Raw genomic sequence first — 20,532 nt, forward strand, 5'->3', positions numbered from 1 at the left:
CGAAGAACCCAGCGCCATGGGGCGCCTTCCTTGAGCCGCAGCTAGGCCGGGCAGGTTTGAGACACCGTCTCAGAGGTTCGGTCGCCGTCCACGAGTTGGAGATAGATCGATCCGCAGAGACGGTTCAATCTCCCGCAGCGTCTCGGGGCTGCAGCGCTCCAGGAGAAAGGTCATCAGGTCGTCCTGCCGGGGCTGCCCGAACACCATCCGGTAGACGGCGAGGGACCGCTTGAGCGCCTCGAGTTGAGACGCGTCCCGGCTCAGCGGAAGCGCCGGCACATGCCGCTCGATGTACGCGCCGTCCTCGAGCGGGAACAGCCAGTACGGCACGAGTCCGCCCCCGTTCGCTGACTGAGCCCGGGCGGCTTCGAACAGGGCGCGCCACACGTCCTTCGAGTCGCCGCCGAGAACCTCCGCCCCGAGCTCCTGCGCGACGTTCTTGCGAACGGCGTGGCCCTTGTAGCGGTCCACCCGGCCTTCGCGCTGCTCGAGATCGACGGGGTTCGACGGCAGGTTCCAGTGCATGACCGAATGGCAATAGGCGTGGAAGTCCAGTCCCTCCTGGCCGACGGAGGTGGACGCGAGCACGAAGGGCCAGAAGGGGGAGTTGAACGCCTGCCGCACCTGCCCCTCGCGCGCCCCCGCCTTGCCGTCGTCGCTTTCCTGGGCGCCGAAACGCATGGCAAAGTGGTTGCGCAGCCGGCGGTGCTCGATGCGCACGGTGTCGTCGGCGGATCGGAGCTCATCCACGCGCGGCGCACCTGTACGAAGCGACAGCGCGCCTGCCACCGCCACGGCCAGTCTTTCCCAGGCCTCCTCGTCTTCGGCTGCGAAGAGCCCCTCGAGATCCCGTAGCGTGTGGACGTACTCGTCCAGCACGGCCTGTAGGTTGCCCGCCGCGCAGTAGTCCACGACCTGTCGCCAGTAGGGAGTCTCATCCCCGGGCCTCTCCCCTCGGAGGAGCGCCATCGCCTCCGGGAGGTTGAACAGCGTCCGGAAGCTCCACGCAATGCGGGCGGCCGCATCGCGGGCCCCGGTGGCCGCCCAGGTATCCGAGCCTGAGGCACGTGTGAGGGCCCTGAGCGCGCTCGTCGCGGGGCCGGCTACGGCTCTCGTGGCAAGAGCCTCCGCGAGATCCCTGGGGGGTCGTCCGATGTTCAGCGATCCCCGCACCACTGCGTCGACCCCCGCGTCGACGAGCTTCTTCGTTTCCTTGACGTGATCCACCCACCGGGAGCCCTCGTCTTCATCCTCTTGCGCTCCGTTCCAGACCCTCGGAAGGTCCCAGCGACCGAACCAATCCTTCGTCGACTCGCCGTATCTCTCGAGATCGAGAAGGATCGGGGCCGCCCAGTACCAACTCTCGTCTTCGCGCTCGGCGTCGAGATACGGCTCCGTGAGTCTGTCCAGCAGCGGTTCGAGTCGCGCTCGGGCGCGGCCAACCGCGTCAGCCAGGGTCGCCTCGCCCTCCGGTACCGGGACGGGATCGCCCAACTCCACCAGGCTCGGACTCGGGTAGAGGATTCCGAGCACGGGCATGCCCGTAAGCCTCTTGTTCGAGTACGCGAAGCGAAGCAGGGGACGGCGTTTCCTGCGCTCGTCGGGCGTGTTGCGGATCGAGTCATCGAAGCGCTCGAAGATCCGGCGTTCCACGTCATAGCTCACCACGCTCGCGACCGCCTTGGGAACCACCGTCCAGGTCGAGAAGATCAGGCGCTTGGAGAGCTGCTGCTCGCGCGCCGCCTTCCACGGACCGGACTCGGCGTAGTAGGGAAGTGCAGGGGGCAGCCAGAGCAGCTTCCACGCCTCGCCGCGCTCCATCCACTCGAGGAGACTGCGCAGACGGGCGTTGGCCGGGTCGAGCCTCGCGTAGGCCTCGACATCTCCCCAGGAAAGGAATGCGCGCCCGCTATCGGTCAGGAGCTTCGCGAGCCCGTTCTCCGATGGCGTGTCCAGCCTCGCGACGACCGCGGTCTTCAGCTTGTAGTCATCCATGAAGCTCAGCAGGTACGGAGCCGATTTCCAGTACTCGAGGACCTGAGGCTGTCTCACTTCACGGCCGATCTTCTCGAGCGCCAGGAAGTCCCCTACGTCTTCCGCGGTGAGTTGCAGTCCCGCGCTCGGTACCTGGCGCATCATCCCCTGGGCGTCCGTGGAGGCCCGAAGTCGCTCAGTCCGTGACATGACCCGCCGGAGTTGGGCCTCGATCTCTCGCTTGATCCGCTCGAGCGCCTCCGTCCCGGACTCGATCCCGTACATCGCCTGCCGGTAGTCATCCAGGAGCCGCCGGAGGTCTCCCCTCTCCCTGAGGCTGGGGTCGAGGAACTCGACGGTCCGCAGGAAGTCACGGTAGTGATCGTCCTCGGCGCTCTCGTGGTGCAGCGTGTACATCTTGTACGGCGTCGCGGAGAGCAGGAGGAGACGAACCTCCGAGTTCTCCTCGGGATTGGCATATGTGAACAGCCGTCTCGCCAACTGCGCAGTCGCATCCTCTCCGTCCAGGAGGTCCTTGAAGCGCTGGAATTCATCGAGGATCACGAGGTCGGGTTCAAGCGCCGTAACGCAGACCTCGGCCAGCAGCGAACGAAGCCGGCCGATGAATTTCGCCTGCCTCCAGCGATCGTTCCCCGGGATCCGCTTCCTGGACCGCCGGAATCGCTTGCAGAGGTCCAGGTAACGCTCCCGCAGACCCTCGCCCTCCTCGTGGACGCGGAGCTTGAACGCCTCCGCGAGTTCCACGTCGATATGCTGCCAGCGCTTGAACTCCCTCAGCTCCCAGCGGAAGTGTTTCGTGTTCCTCACGTACCCCTGGAATAGGTTCATGGGCCCCGCCCGTGGATCCGGCCAGCCCCGCTGCAGGAGATGATAGAGGAGGACCCGCTCGTCCCGGCGCCCCATGCTGCTCCTCAGGTCGAACGAGGTTCCGGGCGTGAGCGCGAGGTAGTTCACCCGGTTCCCGCGCAGGCCCCGGATCTCTCGCGGCAGCAGCGTCAACCGGTCGGCCCGGACGAACCGGCTGTCCCCGATCTGAAGCCGGCGGACATTCTGTCGGGCGATCTGGGCGTTGGAGCAGATGTAGACGACGTCGATCTGTTCGACCCTGTGAGGCCCGTCCCACAGGTGATCGAGTGCCTTCGCGATCACGCCGCGGGCCACGAGCGTCTTCCCGAGACCCACCTCATCGGCGACCAGGAAGCGGCGGGTCGAGTCGGGGGCCGTGTAGAGTCGCTCGAAGGCATACTCCACGGTGTCGCGCTGGAAGCCCTTGAGGCCTTTGAGGACGGCGTTGGTGTCCGGGCGCTCGCCCCCCTCCCGGCGGCTCATGACTCGACAGCCTTCCGCGCCTGCCACACCGGTTCCCAAATCTCGCTCAGGCCGTCCGGCAGGAGATCCCTCCCCTCCGGTGTCTTCGCGAGGTCCGTGATCAGCCGGGCGGCCTCGTCAATGCGGTCGGGGCTGCGACTCAGGCTCTGAAGGAGCGCCTCCAGCAGGGCCGCCTCGGGCCATCCCCCGAAGGATCCCTGGGATCCGGTGTCGTCGGGGTCGGCCGCCTGCAGGAAGGCCGACACATCGGCCCCCTCATCCATTAGGATCAGAAGGAGAAGTCTGAGCACGCGACGCCGATCCTTCAGGAGAGAGCGAAGCAGGCGCTCCTTCCGGTTTTCGGGCGCCCCGATCAACTCGGCCGTGACCGCGAACCGCTGCCGGACGGCGTGCGATCCTTCCCGCAGGGAGATCTCGAAGGCGAAGAACCCGGTCAGCGCCTCGAAAGACATCCCTCTGAAGGTGGCGATCCCGTCGGTCGGACCGCCCGACTCACCTTGGTCCGTGGCGGGGCCCATGAGCGGCTGGGCAGCCTCCGGGGAGAGCGTGGCCGGCCATACCGATACCGCCGCTTCGTCAGTTATCTGGGGGAGTTCTCCCGACAACGCGATGTCCCAGCGCTGCTCCGCGTCCACGTCGCGGACCGTCGCCGTCAGGCGCGCGGCCCCAAGGATGCGAGCCAACCGCTCGACCCTCCTCTCGAGGTCCTTCTTGGGGTCCTCCTCGGGTACCGGGTCGCCGGGAGGCGTGTACTCCTGGAGGAGCGATCGAAGGGTTTCGAGCCGCGGGTGGTCTTCGGAGCCGAGCAGCGAGGCGATGCCGCAGTCCTTCTTCTTCCCGAAGAGTTCGACCAGCACCTCCACGTTAAGCCCGAAGGCCGCGGCGGTCGCGTTCGCCGAGCCGGTGAACAGCCGTGCCTCCCGGCCGTTCTCGAACAGGAACAGCTTGGCATGCAGGCCCGCGAGTTCGACCTGGTCGTTAACGGGCGGCGATCCATTCGGCTCCTGCTCCGCCTCCTCTTCCTGTGCCTCGCGAGAGTCGAGGTCGGCTCCCGGCGATAGCACGTAACACGTCTTCGGGAGAGCCTCGCGCCCCGAACTGCGCATGACCTCCTCGAACGCCTCCGGGCGGGAGATCAGCACGTCGAGCCCATGCTCTCGCACGAGTTTCTGAACGACGGAGCCGACGAGATACGGCGATATCACGAGGCTCCGCGAGGCAGCGGGCAACGGCCATCCGCGCTTGCGCCCTAGCCCGAAGTGGTGGATGTGGAAGTCGGTGAAGGGCTGGGGCGGCCGGAAGTCCACTCTTCGGACCTCGTAAGCCATCCGCTCGATGTCCTCCCGCAACTCGGCTCGAATCGGACGGGTGGCGAGCCCCGGAAGGGCCAGAAGCAGATCTGCCAGCGGCTTGTTCCTCGAGTAGCCGCGTTGCCGGTCCATCAGCCGTCCCTCGAGGGAAAGGCAGGTATCCCAGGACCGGGCGAAGGTCAGGTTGCGGGAGAGACACAGCACGCGGTAGATCGCCGGCGCCCCGTCCGCCTCGAAAGCGAGCACCCACAGCTTGGGGTGGAAGATCCCTTCCGCGCGGGGCGGTTGCACCTCGATGACCGAGCCTTCCAGATAGGCCAGCAGCGTCTGCTCCGGCTTCGGCACCGCGATCGCACCGGCCTGGCAGAAAAGCGTGACGTTCTCGGCGTGCCGCCGCAGCGCTTCGAGGAGCGCCACCGGATCGGTCACCGGCGCGCCGTCCTCGTCGTGCGCGTCGAAGAAGGTGAAAGCGAGAGGGGCCGTCAGCAGGGCGATCAGGTCCAGCGTGTAGCTGGTCCCCACGGCGCGACGCAAGCGGTAACCGGCCGGCGGGCGCAGGCTCTCCAGAAGGAGCGTCCGCTCACGCGTTCCCAGCATCGCCCTCGCTCCGCGCCAGCCCATCGAAGATGTCCTTGAGGAGCAGTCTCGTACCGGTCCGCACGCTTCCGCCCCACCGGTAGCTCATCCGCCTGGTGCCGGATCGTCCTCCCCAGAGCTCGAGGTGCCGCGGGCTCGTCAGCCGCGCGCGACCGCGTTTGAGTTGCGTTTCGCGCTCCCGGACGAGAGTTCGGGCCGCGGAGTCTTGAGGGACGACAGCTTCAGGCCCACCGAGCTTCAGGTTGTCGATCCAGCGCGTCACGAAGGCCTGCGTCGGATAGCCGACCGAGCGGCCCTGCGCCCGCACGACGCTCCACACCCCGTTCAGTCGCCAATCCGCCAGATCCGATCCGAGGGCCTCAACGTCGACGGTCCAGTCCCCCAGTTCGCTCCGGTAGGTTTCCACGCGCCGCTCGTGCTGCTGCAGTTCGGAGAGCATGAGGTTGTAGAGCAGGGCCGCTCCCTGCATACAGACGGCGAATAACTCGGCGTCTTGAAGCTGCTCACGTAACACCGGAGATATCTCGCTGAGCCGGGAGAGTTGCCACGGTCGATCGGCGTCGAGGTCCTCCGGATTGGCGCGGCCTGCGAGCACGGCCAACAGGCTCTCGGGGTGCCGAGCCTGGATCCTCTCTCGGAGGTACTCGGCGTCCTGAGGCCGCAGTGCAACCGAGACGTTCTCGTACGGGAAGCCCGACGGAGGGGCGGGGAGGTGAGGGTGCCAGTTCGCCGGCGGCGCGCTTCTCCCCTCCGGATCTCGAGGCGTACCCCGGAACTGGGCTCCGCGCCGGTAGAATCCGTCAAGCGATCGGAAGTAGGCCCACTTGTGGCCCGAGAACGTGCGGATCCCCCAGCTTCGAAGCCCGCCCCAATAGACCTCGCTCGGAAGCCGCTTCAACGCGCTCCCCGCCTGGGACCCGAACACGCCCCGCGTGTCGTCGCCCGCCAGCATCCGGCCGTTGAGGTTGAGCTCGGCCCGCCGAGCCCTCGCCGCGGCCTTGCTCGACGGCTTCCTCAGGCGCTCAAGCCGCAGGAGCGTCCAGGGCACGAGCAGGAAGTAGCACGCCCGAGTCTGGATCGTGCTGGTGCCGGGGAAAAAGAGATCCGAGAAGCTGTTGCGAATCCCCGCTAGCCCGAGTTCGTCAACCGTACCCGTCTCACGGAACAGGTCGATGACATCCAGCGCGCGACGCCGGTCGCGCTCGGAGTAGTCCAGCCAAGTAAGTGTAGAAGCCATGGGCGTTCCGTTGTGTTAGGACGGCATCCCCTGCCAATCGGTCGTCGCCGGCGACCGTGCCCGGGCTACCTCCTCCCGGAGTCTCCGTTCTTCACTCCGCCAGCAGCCCAGCTATGACCTCGAGTGTGATCGTCGCCAGACGGATGGCGAAGAGGGCTTCGACGCGGGTGTACTCACGAGCCTCGGCACGGTGCGTGGTGATGTTGCCCATGTCCTTCGCGCGCTTGACAATCCCTCCGTACAGGTCCGCATGCCGTTTGTCGATCCTGTCCGTCAGAGCGGCCTTGAGACCATCTCCAGTCGCCACCTTGACCGATTCCTCCATGAGGGTGACGGCCTTTCGCGCCTGCACGACTCCGTGGTTGAAATCGCCTCGGTCCACCGCGTCTCGCGCGCGGCGAAGCTCCGCGAGGCTTGTCCCGTAACCATCCGCGTACATGAGGTGGTAACGGATCTCCAAGAGATCGATCTGCTCCCCAGTGAGTGCGCCTAGAGCCGCGACCCAATCGTCCCGTGGGATCCGGATCCGGATTTCCTCGACTCGAGCATCGGTTGTCGCTCCGCCCATCTCGATGCGAGGCCACAGCTGCATCTTCATTGTGAGAACGCCGCCAGCCCGGCACTCTTCAAGCTGTTCCAGCCGATGTCTGCCTAGATCGAGAGCGACGGAGCCTCCCTGGGTATCCACATAGCCGAGCGAGCGGAGAGGTTGTTGCGATCCGTCCCGCACGAGCTGGCCGACGAAGAGGTCATCTGCCCCCACCCGTAACTCGCCGCCGAAGTCAATGAGGTGATATTCGTCCTGCCGATTCCCCTCTCGCGAACGAATGAGATGTCCGAGAGTCCAGGAAAGCCCGAAGCGAATTCGCGGGCCTAGCGCAGGGACGGCCGTGACGTTGGTTACAGCCACGCGGCCTACCATGGTATGACCAATCGTCACGCGCCCATCGCCGTAACCGGCCGCCATCCTAGCCGCTCGGATCGCGGAGGAATTGGCTATGCATCAGGCAGGTGTGGGCGACAGCTTCAAGCTCTTCGGGTTCAGCTTCCATCATTCAGGAGCTTGGCCTCGGCCAGATCGATCTTGGCCTTGTGGCCGTGGCGGTCCAGAATATGCAGCAGGTGGCCTCCGTCGAGCAGGGTGAGCGGTTTGTCCGCCGCGAACTTGTGGGCGTCCGGCCCGTAGTTTGATGTCGTCACGAGAATGCCCTTCATGGCCCCCTCGTTCATGACCGTGCCGTAAAGGTCGCGGACGGCTGAGACGCCTACGACGTTCGTATATCGCTTGGCCTGAATTACAATTTTGCCACCACGGATTGGGTCCGGGTCGAATGCGATCGCGTCAACACCGCCGTCGCGGCTGGCCTGCGTGACTCTGACCTCACCTCCATCGCCGGAAAACTCCTTCGCGAAGACTTCGCGAATCAAATGCTCGAAGTCCTCCCAATCCATCGCTGCCAGGTTGTCACCTTCATCCAGCCCCTCCACGACGGCCTGATCCGCAACGAACCGTGCGTCATCTCGGCTCAACGTCTGAAGTGGTGCCACCGGCGTGATGCTGTGCAGCTTCGCGCTGCCCACGCCGCTGAGCGCTCGAAAGCACGCCTTCGGATCAACGTGCTTGAGATCCATCTCCCCCAAGGCCTCACGATCCGCCTGAACGGATAGCACGCATGCCGTCGCCTTCTTACCAGTACGCTTATCGATCGACGTGACGTACCCGTTGAACACGACGGCAGCTAAAGACCTTGCGGTGTCGGCTTCAAACAATTCGTGGACCGTGCGCAGAGAGATTTGATAGAGCAGGTCGTCGTAGAGCTTGCGTTGTTTCGTCTGTGGCAGGTGCTTCTCAACAAACTCCTTGCGAGAAATCACGTACTTGACTTCCATGAGCGTAGGAAGTGCGTCCGGCGCAGGCAATTGATAATCTACGATCAAGATGCCGTTATCGTCACTGTACTCCAACTCAAACTCCTGAGGGCAGCATTCGTCGTACTGCGAGCCGGAAAGCACCATATCGCAGTAGGTCTCAACCGCCGCCCGTTTGCCAGCCTGCCAGTCAGCGCGTCGCTGATTGATCTTCTTGTTCTGCTCCCCCTGCTTCGACCGAAATTGCGCCCGCCTTTCCTCCCATTCGCGCACTCGACGACGATGATCCTTTTCGGTGCGTATAACCGCCGCTTTGTAGTCGGTCTGCAACTGCTCATTGAAACGCTGGATCTTGCTGCACTTGTCCTGCCATGCCCTCTGATCAACCGTATAGAGATTCTGAGCTTCTTGCTTGCGAAGAGCCGAGCGCTTGGAACTGAATGCGTCCCAAAACGATATCTTGGCCTGGTACTTCATCGAGCCCATATCAGGCTCCGGCGGCAGTTCTCGTGGTAGGGGCTCTTGGGGTGGCTTTAAGGATGGCCCGGGTTCAGGGAATGCGCTGTGATCCTTGAGACTGTCCCAGTCCACCGTATCGTCATGGCTCAATGTATGCTTTAGAGTGTTTTCGATCCCCGTCAACCGCTTCGCAGCGATCTGCGTTCGGAGCGCAGCTTGCTTTTGAGCCCTCTCTTTCTTCTGTGTAGCCTTCTCGCGAGCTTGTTGCTTGGCCCATTGCGCAGCCCATTGTTCTAGCTGCGTCTGCGCTCGCATCACGACAACGGATTGGTCGCGATCCTTGATTCTACGATGCTTGCCGAGGCCGCGATGCATGATCTCAGTCGAGTACGTGATGATGCCCGTAGGGGACACCGATTGCTCAATCCGAATCTGTTTTGTGGACATTAGTTGCACCGTTTTGAGCTTGTTTCCTAATCGTACGCCCCGGAACTGACCTAACTGTCGGGTGGATGGCGCCCCACGCCCCGACCGTCGTCGGATGTATCGAAGGGACATGATATGGCAACGGCAACGCATGACGGCAAGAGGGGCGAGACGGCGTTGAGGGAGAACACCAACACGCTGGGGACGATCGGGCCCAGGGTGCAGCTATTCTTTCTGCTTCTCGCATGCCGACGACGATCGTGCGCTAACGGCCGGCCCACGACTACGGCGGAGAACAACGTCTTCGGAGCTGTGGCACGCGGCGTTCACCCCTCCAGCGCCTCCAGCACCCGCTCCGGCGAAAACGGCATATGCCGCAGCGGTCGTCCCGTCAGGGCCGCGAAGGCGTTCGCCACCGCGCCGCCCGCGAGCGGCGTGCCCGATTCGCCGAGTCCCATGGGGGGTTCGCGGGAGGGGATGAAGCGCACGTCGATTTCGGGCATGTCGGACATGCGCAGGATCGAGTAGTCGTGGTAGTTGGACTGTTCGACCCGGCCGTCCCGGACGGTGACCCGCTCGAACAGCGCGCTGCTGAGTCCGGTGACGATGCCGCCTTCGATCTGGGCGCGGGCGTTGTCCGGCTGCACGATGATGCCGCCGTCGACGGCGCACCAGAAACGGTGCACGCGGGTGCGGCCGCTGGTCTCGTCCACCGAGATCTCGGCCACGCCGGCCGCGAGCGATCCGCTTCGTTCCGCGAAGGCGATCCCCCGCGCGCGTCCACTCGGCGGACGCTCGCCCCAGCCGGCCATCCCGGCGGCCTCGTCGAGTACGGCCACGGCGCGCGGCGCGTCCCGCAGGAGCGTGCGCCGGAACTGGTAGGGGTCGATGGATTCGCCGCGGGCGATGTCGTCGATGAAGGCCTCGATGGCGAACTTGTTGGGGCCGTGCCCGACGGCCCGCCAGTGCTTGGTGCGCACGCCGTGGCTGACCCCGCGGCTCTCGATCCGCTGATTCGGGATGTCGTAGTACGGAATCCGGATCCCCGATGACAGCAGGCCGCCGCCGTCGCCCACCACGCAGTGCGTCCACGCGGTGAGGTCGCCGCCGGCATCCACGCCGCCGGTCATGCGCTGGAGGCTCTGCGGCCGGAACGCCCCGTACTGCACGTCGTCTTCGCGGGTCCAGATCAGCTTGACCGGGCGCCGGACGGCCCGGGACAGGTGCACGGCCTCGACGACGTAGTCCGACATCGAGCGCCGCCCGAACCCCCCGCCCAGGTAGCAGGGGTGGAACGTCACCCGCTCCACGGGCACGCCGAGGGTGCTCGCAACCGCGGACCGGGCCCCGTCCGCCGCCTGCGTCCCGGCCCACACCTCCGCGCCGTCCCCGGCTTCGTTGACGGCGGCGACCGCGTTCAGCGGCTCCATCTGGGCGTGGTAGGCGTAGTCGTTGTAGAAGTCGGCTTCGTAGCGGCGGGCCGCGCCCTCGAGGGCCGCGGCGGCGTCTCCGCTCTCGGAGATCGTGCGTCCCGGGGCGCCGTCCGGGCCGGCGATGTCCGCGTAGCTCTCCAGCGCGGGCACGCTGTCGAACCCTTCGGCGGCCGCGCCTCCGGCCCACTCGATGTTCATCGCGTCGCGCGCGGCGAACACCGCTTCGACGGTCTCGCCGATCACGCCGACGCCGTAGTCCAGCGTCACGGTGGAGATAACGCCCGGCAGCGCGCGGAGCTCGGCTTCGTTGAACGACGCCGGACGCGCCTCGTGGACGGGGGAGCGGACGATCATCCCGTACAGCATCCCCGGCACCCGCACGTCCATCCCGTAGCGGGCGCTGCCATCGGTCTTGGCCGGGATGTCGTGCCGCGGCACCGAGTGGCCGATGAGCCGGAAGTCGTCGGGAGACTTGAGTTCCGCTTCGCCGACTTCGGGCAGTTCGGACGGCACCCGGGCGAAGGCCGCGATCTCGCCGTACGAGATGCGCCGGCCGCTGGAGGCGTGCACCACCACGCCGGGCTCCGTCGTCAGCTCACCGGCGGGCACGTTCCACTCGCGGGCGACGTTGTCCAGCAGCACGCGCCGTATCTGCGCTCCGGCCAGCCGCAGGTTCGTGAAGTACCCGCGCACCGCCATGCTGCCGACCGTCATCATCGTCCCGCCGGACCCGCGCCCGCCCCAGCTGCGTCCGTAGACGGTGGGCTCGACCGGCGAATGCTCGATGCGGACGCGGTCCCAGTCCGCGTCCATCTCTTCGGCGAGGATCACGGGCAGGGCCGTCATGGAGCCCTGACCCATCTCCGCCGCCGGGTTGTAGATGAGGACCTGGCCGTCGGTCGCGATCCTGACCCAGGCCCCGAAGGCGTGTTCCGCCGCGGGCCGCCCGTCCGCCCCAGGCAAGCCGTCCGCCCTGCGGCCGTCCACGGGGCCCCGGAGGGTGACGCCGGCCGGACCGAACACGAGCACGGAAGGAGAGGCCCCCGCCGGTGTGCTTGAGGAACGTCCTCCTGGACTGGGTCGGCGAGAAGTCGGCGCGCGCGTTCATCCGGACCTCCCTGCGGCTGCGGCGGTTTCACCCGCAGCGCGCTGGATGGCGCGGATGATCCGCCCATAGGTACCGCAGCGACAGAGGATGTCGTCCATGTGGCTCACGATCTCCTCGCGGGGTCGGCGACGGGTTCTCGGCCAGCAGGGTCGCGGCCTGCATGAGCTGGCCGGACTGGCAGTAGCCGCACTGCGGCACCTGTTCCTCGACCCAGGCCTGCTGCAGCGCGTGGGACCGGTCCGGAGAGAGCCCTTCGATGGTGGTGACGTCCCTCCCCGCGACCCGCGACAGCTGGAGGCGGCACGAACGCATGGCCCGGCCGTCCACATGGACCGTGCACGCCCCGCAGGCCCCGCGCCCGCAGCCGAACCTGGTCCCCGTCATTTCGAGCCGTTCCCGCAGGACCCACAGCAGCATCGCATCCTCGGGCGCGTCGCTGGAGACGGCCTCCCCGTTGAGGTTGAAGGTCGTTGCCATGGGCCGCTCCGGGTTGGGCATGGGAGGTCGGTCGAACTGCCTCAAACGTACGGCGGATGGGGGGCCCCGACCACGCCGATGGGTGACGCGGGACGACGTGGGGTCGTCAAGAGGGAGGGGGAGGCTCGGCGTCGCCGAGTTTCACCGGAGGGGGCCGGCGGAAAGCGCAATAACCCGGAGGACACATGTCCATCTTGTCCATCTTGCGCGGGGCATTTCAAAGAGGTCGAACCGCCGCGCTCCTGGCGGCGCTTCCGCTGGGCGTCGGCGCCTCCGCAGCCAGGGGGCAGGAGCAGGAGAGGGAGTGCGGCGAGCGTCCGGAGCTGCGGGTCACGGTGATGGACGAATCCGGCGCAGTTCCGCTGCCCGGCGCCGTGGTCGCGGTCCAATGGACGGATGCGGGCCGGCGGCCGGCGCGGGGGACGACCGGCGAGGGCGGGCGCTACGGCGTATGCGCGCCGCGGGACGCGGAGGGCGCCGTCCTCTGGGCGGAGGTCGGGTCGGATGGAAGCAGGGAGGTGACCGTCGCGCTGGAACGCGGGGGCACCCACGAAGTTGAACTCCGCGTCGTCTTCGCGCTGTCGTCGCCCGGCCGCCTGTTGGGCCGGATATACGACGCGCAGACGGACGATCCGGTGGCCACGGCGGCGGTCTCGGTTGTCGGCCGCCCCGGCCTCGCCGAGAGCAACCGGCAAGGCCAGTTCGTGCTGAACGCGATTCCCCGGGGGGAGCACCAGCTCGAGGTTCGGCGGCTCGGCTACGCGCTTCTCCGCCACCGCATCGTCATGAGCCCCGGAATCACAACGGAGGTGGAGGTGGGGCTCGTGCCGGAACCCGTGGAGATGGAACCTCTCGTGGCGGTCGCGGAGAGATCGCGCCGTCTGGAGATCAAGGGCTTCTACGAACGAAGGCACTGGGGTGAGCTACTCGGGCTGGGGCAGTTTTTCTCCGAGGACTACATGGAACGTTGGCGGCCGATTCGCATGACCCAGTTCATCGCGGACCACACGATGCTCGGCTCCGGGTTGATAAACAGGAGGTCGGGGTGCGCGGCAAAGGTGCTCGTCGACGGGATGAGGGTCGAAATAAGACACCTCAACCACGTGGTGCTGCCGATCGAGGTGGGCGGAGTGGAGGTGTACCGGGGACCCGCCTCGCTCCCGGCCCGTTTCTCCGGACCCGACGCCAGGTGCGGTGTGGTCGCGATCTGGACCAAGTAGCTTCCCGGGGCGCGTGATCGCAACGAAAAAACGACCGTTTCGGTCAGTGATTCAAGGATCCGACAAGAGCCACTCGCGGAGGTCGTCTGGGCGTGCCTCGTTGGCCAGAGACCATACGATCCCCCCCTGATCCGACACGGAATGGACGAAGATCTCCCATCTTGGCCACCCTGTGCCTGGACGAGCGGTCGGAGACGAACCAAGACCGAACGTCTCATAGTTCAGCCTGCCATCCGTGATCGTCGCGGTGGCAATGCCGCGGCTCTGCGCAAATTCGATGGCACCGCTCTGAAAGCCGCTGGAGGCGATGAGGATGCCCTTGTGCGCGCCGCAATCACGAATCTTCGCCTCGAAAGCCATCACATGGTCCCGACCGAGTCTCCTCCCGTGTCGTTTGCACTCCACGAACACGACAATCTCCGCCCCGCCGAAGCGGCGAATGCGGAGTACGCCGTCGATCTCATACTGTCCGCCGGCTCCCTTGACGCGTTCGCGCCTGTCAAGAGTGATCTCCTCGGAATCCTCTCCCCACGCGGCCCGCAGCACCCTGAGCGCTGCCCGCTCGAATTCCTCCGGCGAGATTTCTGCGGAACTTCTGAGCATCTCCTTATGTCCCCCATCTTCCAGTTCGGATCGCCGCAGGGCGATCTGTTGGATCACGTCTTCGGCGACCTTGGACACTTCTTCGGAGACTCGCATGGGATCTCCCGCGATCTTACGGAGGGCGGCCAGGAGAGGGAGGAGCGAATCGGATGGCCTCCTGGCCTCGGCCAGCACTTCGGCCAAATCGTCGGGCGCGAGACCGATGGCAACCAGCCCAATCGTATCCCAGACGACCTTATGGACCATCGCATCGTTGGCGGGATCCAGCCCGCGGCAGATCTCCCTGAACCCGCGCAGCGCGCCCGGCTCGTCACCCTCGAGGACCATCGCCTGGGTTCTGATTCCCATCACGCGCCACCTCATGGGAATCCCCTGACGGTCAGCGATATCGCCGAAGCGCTCGATGAGAAGGTCACACGTTTGGAGAGCCTCTCGTGCACGACCCAGCCGGTTTTGGGCTACCCCCTTGAACTCCAGAGCGAGCGCGATCTCGCGCCGAATCTCGACGTGACTTTCGGTTCCGTAGCGCCGCACCGCCTCGTCGCACGTCGAGATTGCGTCCTCTTCTACACCGGTCCACACCGCCGCGCCCGCCTTCTTCGCAAAAGCGCCCGCAACTTGCAGCCGAACATCCGGGATCTCATCGTCGGCGAAGGCCTCGATGAGGTGATCCCAAGTGGCAAGTGCGGCGTCCATCGCGTCCCGAGCCAAGGTGGACCCCTTGTTCAGGAGTGACACTGCCACCGACACTCGCAGTCCGGGCTCAGCGGCCTTCCCGAAGCGGCGAACGCACTCCTCGTAGGAGGCGATGGCCGCCTCCGGCTCGTTCAGGCGACCATGCAAGAAGCCTTTGTTCAGCAGCGCCATGCCGATGCCCACGTCGAAATCCGGCACAGCCGAGTGTCCGTAACGACCCAGCATTTCGCCGAAGCTGGCCAGCGCCTCGTGGGTCTCCCCCATGTTCTGTTTCGCCAACGCCCTCCCGAAAAACGCTACGGCGACCGAGAACTGACATTCCGGGACGGACTCGAAGTGGCGGATCACCGCTTCGTTGTACTCCAGCGAAAGCTCATGCTCACCTGCCAACCCCAGTCTGGAGCCGACCTCGATCAAGTTTGCGGCCACCCGAGCCGTACTCTCAGGATCAGCGCTGCTTCCGTCACGCTTGAGAAGCCGACGGTAGGTCGCGTCAGCCATGCCGGGGGCGATCTCGCTGATGTCGACGTCTTCGCGCGCCACCGGGAGGAACGCATCCCATAGCGCGGGCAGCCTGTCCACATCTGCCATCAGCGTGCCAAACAGCGAGGCCAGCTCCTTCCGGGCATAGAAGGCCACCATGAAGCGAATCAGTCCCCGTACGACGGCCGTCTCGTCGCGCTGCCGCCGCAGCTTGTAGTAGATGCAGTAGAGCGGCTCGCTAACGGCATACCGCCGACTCCTGCCGCTCCCATCGGCCGTGACTGCGCCGCGCCCGACGAGGCGGCCCAGCAAGGCCGAAGTCTTGCGCACGTCCAGCCGAGCCCTGTCGGAGACCTCGCGCGTACTCGATGCCTGCCAGAGGTCCGCCACCGCCAGGTAGACGCGACGTTCGGTCTTCGGGAGTGCTTCGATGTGCCCGCGGAAGTACTCGGTATGATCGTCGATCAAAGTCACCAACTCTTCCATCATCTGCGGCAGTGACCGATGCCGGGCAAACTCGGCGACGATCACCAGAAGACGAGGGCTCCCGCCGGTCAGGATCTCGAGGGCCCGAATCTCCCGCTCATCCCTGGAGTCCCCGCTGACGACTTCCCACAGCCGCTGACATTCCTCGGTATTCAGCGGGTCCAGATTGAGGATCCGGAAGAGTTCGAAGAACGGCTCCCTGGCGTCGTCCAGCCCCTCGAATCGACTGGTCGCCGTGCCGAGCAACATGATCTCGGGATCCGTTTGCAGGGATTGGCGAAGCTGCCACCCGAAGTCTCGGTCCACATCTTCGGTCAGTCCCTGCAGGTTCTCGACCATGAGCACCAGCTTCGCGCCCAACCTGTCGGACGCATCCAGCAAAGCGACGCGGGCACGGTCGGCGATCCCGCTGTCTCGCCACTCCCGTACCAGAGCGGCGTGCGTTTCCTCAAGCTCCCGCGCCAGTTCGGGATGGCGTACGACGCACTCTTTCGCCAGGTAGGAGAGGGCTTCCAGCCAGAAATCTCCGATGGTGAAGACTTCCAGACTCTCCTCCATGAAGCGGACGGGTACGAGAGCCTGCCGCAACGTCGAGTCGGTACGCAGTTCAGCCGCGACACGGGCCAGCAGCATCGTCTTGCCGCGACCGCGAGGAGCGACGACAAGGGTGTGCTGGCACGATGGGGCGTCGATATTGCCGCGGAGTACCTCCAGCACGGCTTCCAGCTCCCGACTCCGGACGACGAACTGATCCAGCACTTCCTGGTCGGACTGGAAGACACCTGGGTTGAACTTGCGGATCGTGGGCCGTGGGGCTTCGCTCATCGAGGTCATCCCCTCAGCTGTTCACTACATCCATGGTGAGGGGCCGGTGGTGGTTGCGGAAGCGTGTCGCCCACCAGTCTCTCACCAGGTTCGATTCGAATCGGTGGCCGTCGTCCCTCAGTTCCAGGTATCCGTCATGGACCAGGATATCGAGCGTCTCCGTCACTTGGCGCTGCACGTCCGACTTCACCCTGGAGTGCCGTTTCTCCAGAGCCCGGCGCGCGTCGGCCGAAAACACTTCCTGGGTAGCCGCTTCGGCGAGGATCTCCATTGCGAGGCCGAAGCGGCCCTCATCTCCCAGCCCTTCGCGCAGCCGCGTCTCGTAGTGAGCGAGGTCATTCTGTCCGGACGGTCCGAGAAGTTCCGTGCGGTACACCTCGGCGACATCCCTGACCCTGATCCGATCGAGGTTCCTCATTATCGCGTATTCGCGCAGCCGCGCGAAAAAGGACTGCACGTGCTGCGGAATCCCGATACCGAGGTGCTCGTATACCGAACTCGCGACGCCGTCGTCAACGGACAAGCCGTAACTCTTCGCGAGGACTTCGAAGCATTCAATGCTGTCTTCACGGCTCCACGGGAGCAGGCGAATGGGATCCAGGTAGTTGATTCGATCCGAGAGACCCAGCCGCTGGACCAGGGGGGCGAGCCCGATGCTGCCGGACACGATCAGCACCGGGTAGCGTCCGTCAACAGTCTGGAAGACGGCCCGCAGCCAGCTCAGGAACTCGTCTGTGCGACGAACGCCATCCTCATAGCTGAGCAACCTGACGAGGAATATCGGCATCTCGTCAATCACAATCAGAACCGGCTTGTCGTGCTTGGCGCAGAGGCTGATGAGGCGTTCCCCGTGGCGCCGCCAGGTTCCTGGATTCAACTTGGAACGGAAATGAAGTGCGAACTCTTTGGCGCTGATCCTGTCGATGCTCCGGAATCGGTCGCGGAACCAGCGCCTCATGCCAATGGGACTGACGAGACGCGCGATTGGGCGGATCGCATGAACGGCCTCGGCAAGGCTGGCAATCACATCTTCTTCGGTCGTGGCGCCCTCGACGTCAGCGAAGAGAAAGACCCATCCCTCCTCATTCAGCCTGTCCCCGAGCTCGCGCAGGACGCTGGTCTTGCCCATGCGGCGCTGGCCGGTAAGGACCATGTGATTGCCGTCGCGGACTCGGGATTCAAGCAGAGCCAGCTCTTCTTTCCGGTCATGGAAGTCGTCACCGCTGACCCAGCGGCCGGTAGATGATTTCATTACTTCTCCTTGGATCTGGAGCCCGCAGATTCCGTCAGAGAGCTCATCGGGACAGCGCACAAATTACACGTCAACGAGTTTGTTGTCAACGGAAACGTTGACGCGCATCCGATCTGCGTCCGGAGTCGACTATGGCCGGTCCTCCGGCTCCGCGATCGCGCCGCTGGACGTTCCCGCGGGAACGTGTTCCCCCCTGCTTGTGTCCCCTCCGCAGCCCGTTGCGCCCGTCCATCGGCCGCTGTCCGATGTACCCGGAGCCGGGGCCCGGGCCAGGGGCACTCGCGGTGACCGGGGGGGGTGACGGAAGCGTGAGAAAAAACGCGAACACGCGAAGACCGGTGGAGGGGGTGGCGCCCACGTTCTTCATCCCTCTTCTCTTCATGGCCTGCGCGGGACCTGCGAGCCAGGAAGAAGTGCCCGCTTCGGGAGACGCCGCGGCCGCTCCCATCCCCACCGCTCTCTGGCAGGACGCCACCGCCGACCTCTTCCCACCCACCGAGGAGTGGACGAACAAGGTCGAACTCGCCGATCTCGACGGGGACGGCCGCATCGACCTCCTGTTCGCCAACGGGGGCAACTACTCCGAGCCCGGGAAGCCCGAGCCCAATCGCGCCTTCCTGAACCGCGGCCCCGGCCGGCGCTTCGAGGAGCGGACCGCCCAGGTCTTCGGCCCCTCGCCCGACCTCGCCCGCGTCATCAAAGCCCGCGACTTCGACGGCGACGGGGACACGGACATCTTCTTCGGCGCCACCTACCAGACCCAGAGCCGACTCTATCTGGGCGCCGACGGCGCCGGCTTCGAGGAACGCACGGGCACCCACCTTCCGCGGCTTCCGCTCAGCCTCGGAGACGCGGAGCCCGGCGACGTGGACGGGGACGGCGACCTCGATCTCGTCCTCGCCGACTGGGGGCCGGGGAACAACATGACGAACGCGGGCGGGCGCACGCGGCTCGAGCCGGCGCGAGCACGTCTTCCGCAGCGACGGCGAGGGGAGCTTCCGAGACGCGACCGACACCTGGTGGCCCGCCTCCGAGAACATCGGCGAGGACGACAACGTCGCCGCCTTCCTCGACTTCGACTCGGACGGGGACGCGGACTTTCTCATCGGCTCCCTGAGCGGCCCCGACCACGGTGATGCGTGGCGAAGGGGCTGGCGACCCACGGCTGGAGTCGAGCCACGGCCGGTCCTCCGGGTCCGCGATCTGGCCGATGGACGTTCCCGCGGGAACGTGTTCCCCCCGCTTGTGTCCGCTCCTCAGCCCGTTGCGCCCGTCCGTCGGCCGCTGGACCGTAAAGAGAGGTCAGCGGACGAGTTCGAGTTGATCAACCGAGGCCGAAGGCCGACAAGGTCACCGTCGAGCGCGATCCGCACGTCGAGCCACCGTGCGGTTCCGGTACCGGAGTGGCCTGCTATACACGACGACACCTTGGCGCCCCATCGCCGCGAGCTTGTGAGTCCAGAAGAAATGCCATCTGGCGTTGTCGCCGACATCGGGAATCCCGGTGTGGAAGCGTACCTGGGCCAGCTCCCATGCCTGTCCCGCGCAAACTTGCTCGGCGAGGGCTGAGACGTCGTAGTTCGGATAGGTATGGCCGAACGCTTCGCGAGCAGCGTGGAACAGGTTCTGGCCATCCACGAAGGCGACGGCACGCTTGGCTGGAGGCTGGCGGTTCATAGGCCAATCGGCAAAAATAACCCCGCCCGAGGCCTTTCGGCGTGTCGGGCGGGGAGCAAGTATACGGCATGATACTACACCGAGGGGGGTAGACGTCAATCCCTACTTGGTCTCCGTCATTCCGAGCCGTTCCCGCAGGACCCACAGCAGCATCGAATCCTCGGGCGCGTCGCTGGAGACGGCCTCCCCGTTGAGGTTGAAGGTCGTTGCCATGGGCCGGTCCTCCGGGTCCGCGATCTCGCCGATGGACGTTCCCGCGGGAACGCCTCCACAGCTGCAACCCACTCGTTCCGGGCAGCCGGAGGCGTGAGGTTGACTCGGACTCCGCCGCGCGCAAGTACTTGTCCGGCCGCCGGGCCGAGAGGAGATAGCCATGCCGCCGCCAGCCGTCACATACCAACTCCGCGTCGTCCTGCGGGAGACGAGCCCTCCCATCTGGCGCCGCATCCTCGTGTCGCCGTCGATGACTCTCGACCGCCTGCACCATGTGCTTCAGGCCGCCATGGGCTGGGAGGACTGCCATCTCCACATGTTCGTCAGGGGCGAGCAGCGCTTCACCCGGCCCGGCCCGTGGGTGGACGACTGGACACCGCCCGGCATGCCCAAAGACCTCGACGAGAGGAAATACCGGGTCAGGCATCTGCTCGAGCGGGAGAAGGACTGGATCGAGTACGAGTACGACTTCGGCGACAGCTGGAGCCACCGGATCACGCTCCAGAAGATCTTGCCCCGCGACCCGAAGATCCGCCTGCCGGCGTGCCTTTCCGGCAAGCGCGCGTGTCCGCCGGAGGACTCCGGAGGGAGCTGGGGCTTCGAGGAGAAGCTGGAAATCCGGGACGATCCGGATCACGAGGAACACGAGTGGATCAGCGAGTGGATGGGCGAGGACTTCAACGCGGAGGCGTTCAGCGTGAGGGACGTGAATGAGCGGCTTCGGCACATGTTTCGCTGAGCGGGGGCGGCCGCGTCGCCCAGCTTCGGCGGCGAGCGCCTTCGGAGGCCACGACGGTCCGGCTGGCGAAGGACCTGGCGCGTGGGTGACGCGAGAGT

Annotated in this window: 12 protein-coding genes and 1 pseudogene; 3 read left to right on the forward strand and 10 right to left on the reverse strand. The window is 65.7% G+C overall.

What is annotated here, in order from left to right:
• Window positions 1-69 precede the first annotated feature (69 nt).
• The 7 genes and pseudogenes from ACOQPP_RS01170 to ACOQPP_RS01200 form a co-directional block, all read right to left on the reverse strand.
• On the reverse strand, window positions 70-3,324 hold the full coding sequence (locus ACOQPP_RS01170) for a helicase-related protein (protein WP_420635699.1): 3,255 nt from the start codon (window positions 3,322-3,324) through the stop codon (window positions 70-72).
• Complete coding sequence (locus ACOQPP_RS01175) at window positions 3,321-5,231, reverse strand: phospholipase D family protein (RefSeq protein WP_420635700.1); 1,911 nt, start codon at window positions 5,229-5,231, stop codon at window positions 3,321-3,323. Before ACOQPP_RS01175 ends, ACOQPP_RS01170 begins: the two co-directional genes overlap by 4 nt.
• Window positions 5,215-6,468, reverse strand: coding sequence for a DUF6361 family protein (locus tag ACOQPP_RS01180; RefSeq protein ID WP_420635701.1), 1,254 nt, complete (start codon window positions 6,466-6,468; stop codon window positions 5,215-5,217). Before ACOQPP_RS01180 ends, ACOQPP_RS01175 begins: the two co-directional genes overlap by 17 nt.
• Window positions 6,469-6,559: 91 nt before the next feature.
• Complete coding sequence (locus ACOQPP_RS01185; RefSeq protein ID WP_420635702.1) at window positions 6,560-7,435, reverse strand: hypothetical protein; 876 nt, start codon at window positions 7,433-7,435, stop codon at window positions 6,560-6,562.
• Between the two features lie 74 nt (window positions 7,436-7,509).
• Entirely contained in the window at window positions 7,510-9,243 is a 1,734-nt protein-coding gene (locus ACOQPP_RS01190) for a restriction endonuclease (RefSeq protein ID WP_420635703.1), read from the reverse strand.
• Between the two features lie 305 nt (window positions 9,244-9,548).
• The gene (locus ACOQPP_RS01195; protein WP_420635704.1) at window positions 9,549-11,618 is read right to left on the reverse strand and encodes a molybdopterin cofactor-binding domain-containing protein; all 2,070 of its coding nucleotides are present in this window, start codon (window positions 11,616-11,618) and stop codon (window positions 9,549-9,551) included.
• A gap of 141 nt (window positions 11,619-11,759) precedes the next feature.
• Window positions 11,760-12,240, reverse strand: a pseudogene (locus ACOQPP_RS01200) ((2Fe-2S)-binding protein).
• Between the two features lie 185 nt (window positions 12,241-12,425).
• On the opposite strand from ACOQPP_RS01200, the gene ACOQPP_RS01205 reads away from it, so the two are divergent.
• Window positions 12,426-13,460 (forward strand): carboxypeptidase regulatory-like domain-containing protein, encoded by a 1,035-nt coding sequence (locus ACOQPP_RS01205; RefSeq protein WP_420635705.1) that lies wholly within the window; start codon window positions 12,426-12,428, stop codon window positions 13,458-13,460.
• 51 nt (window positions 13,461-13,511) lie between these two features.
• Here ACOQPP_RS01205 and ACOQPP_RS01210 read toward each other — a convergent pair whose 3' ends face one another.
• Window positions 13,512-16,553 (reverse strand): restriction endonuclease, encoded by a 3,042-nt coding sequence (locus tag ACOQPP_RS01210; RefSeq protein WP_420635706.1) that lies wholly within the window; start codon window positions 16,551-16,553, stop codon window positions 13,512-13,514.
• Between the two features lie 13 nt (window positions 16,554-16,566).
• Window positions 16,567-17,865 (reverse strand): AAA family ATPase, encoded by a 1,299-nt coding sequence (locus ACOQPP_RS01215; protein ID WP_420635707.1) that lies wholly within the window; start codon window positions 17,863-17,865, stop codon window positions 16,567-16,569.
• A gap of 248 nt (window positions 17,866-18,113) precedes the next feature.
• Between ACOQPP_RS01215 and ACOQPP_RS01220 the strand changes: the two genes are divergently transcribed.
• Complete coding sequence (locus ACOQPP_RS01220) at window positions 18,114-18,941, forward strand: FG-GAP repeat domain-containing protein (RefSeq protein WP_420635708.1); 828 nt, start codon at window positions 18,114-18,116, stop codon at window positions 18,939-18,941.
• Between the two features lie 214 nt (window positions 18,942-19,155).
• On the opposite strand, the gene ACOQPP_RS01225 is transcribed toward ACOQPP_RS01220, so the two are convergent.
• Window positions 19,156-19,482 (reverse strand): hypothetical protein, encoded by a 327-nt coding sequence (locus ACOQPP_RS01225; RefSeq protein WP_420635709.1) that lies wholly within the window; start codon window positions 19,480-19,482, stop codon window positions 19,156-19,158.
• 373 nt (window positions 19,483-19,855) lie between these two features.
• Between ACOQPP_RS01225 and ACOQPP_RS01230 the strand changes: the two genes are divergently transcribed.
• Entirely contained in the window at window positions 19,856-20,434 is a 579-nt protein-coding gene (locus ACOQPP_RS01230) for a plasmid pRiA4b ORF-3 family protein (RefSeq protein ID WP_420635710.1), read from the forward strand.
• Window positions 20,435-20,532: the final 98 nt, after the last annotated feature.

Source organism: Candidatus Palauibacter sp. (assembly GCF_965222475.1).
Classification (GTDB): Bacteria; Gemmatimonadota; Gemmatimonadetes; order Palauibacterales; family Palauibacteraceae; genus Palauibacter.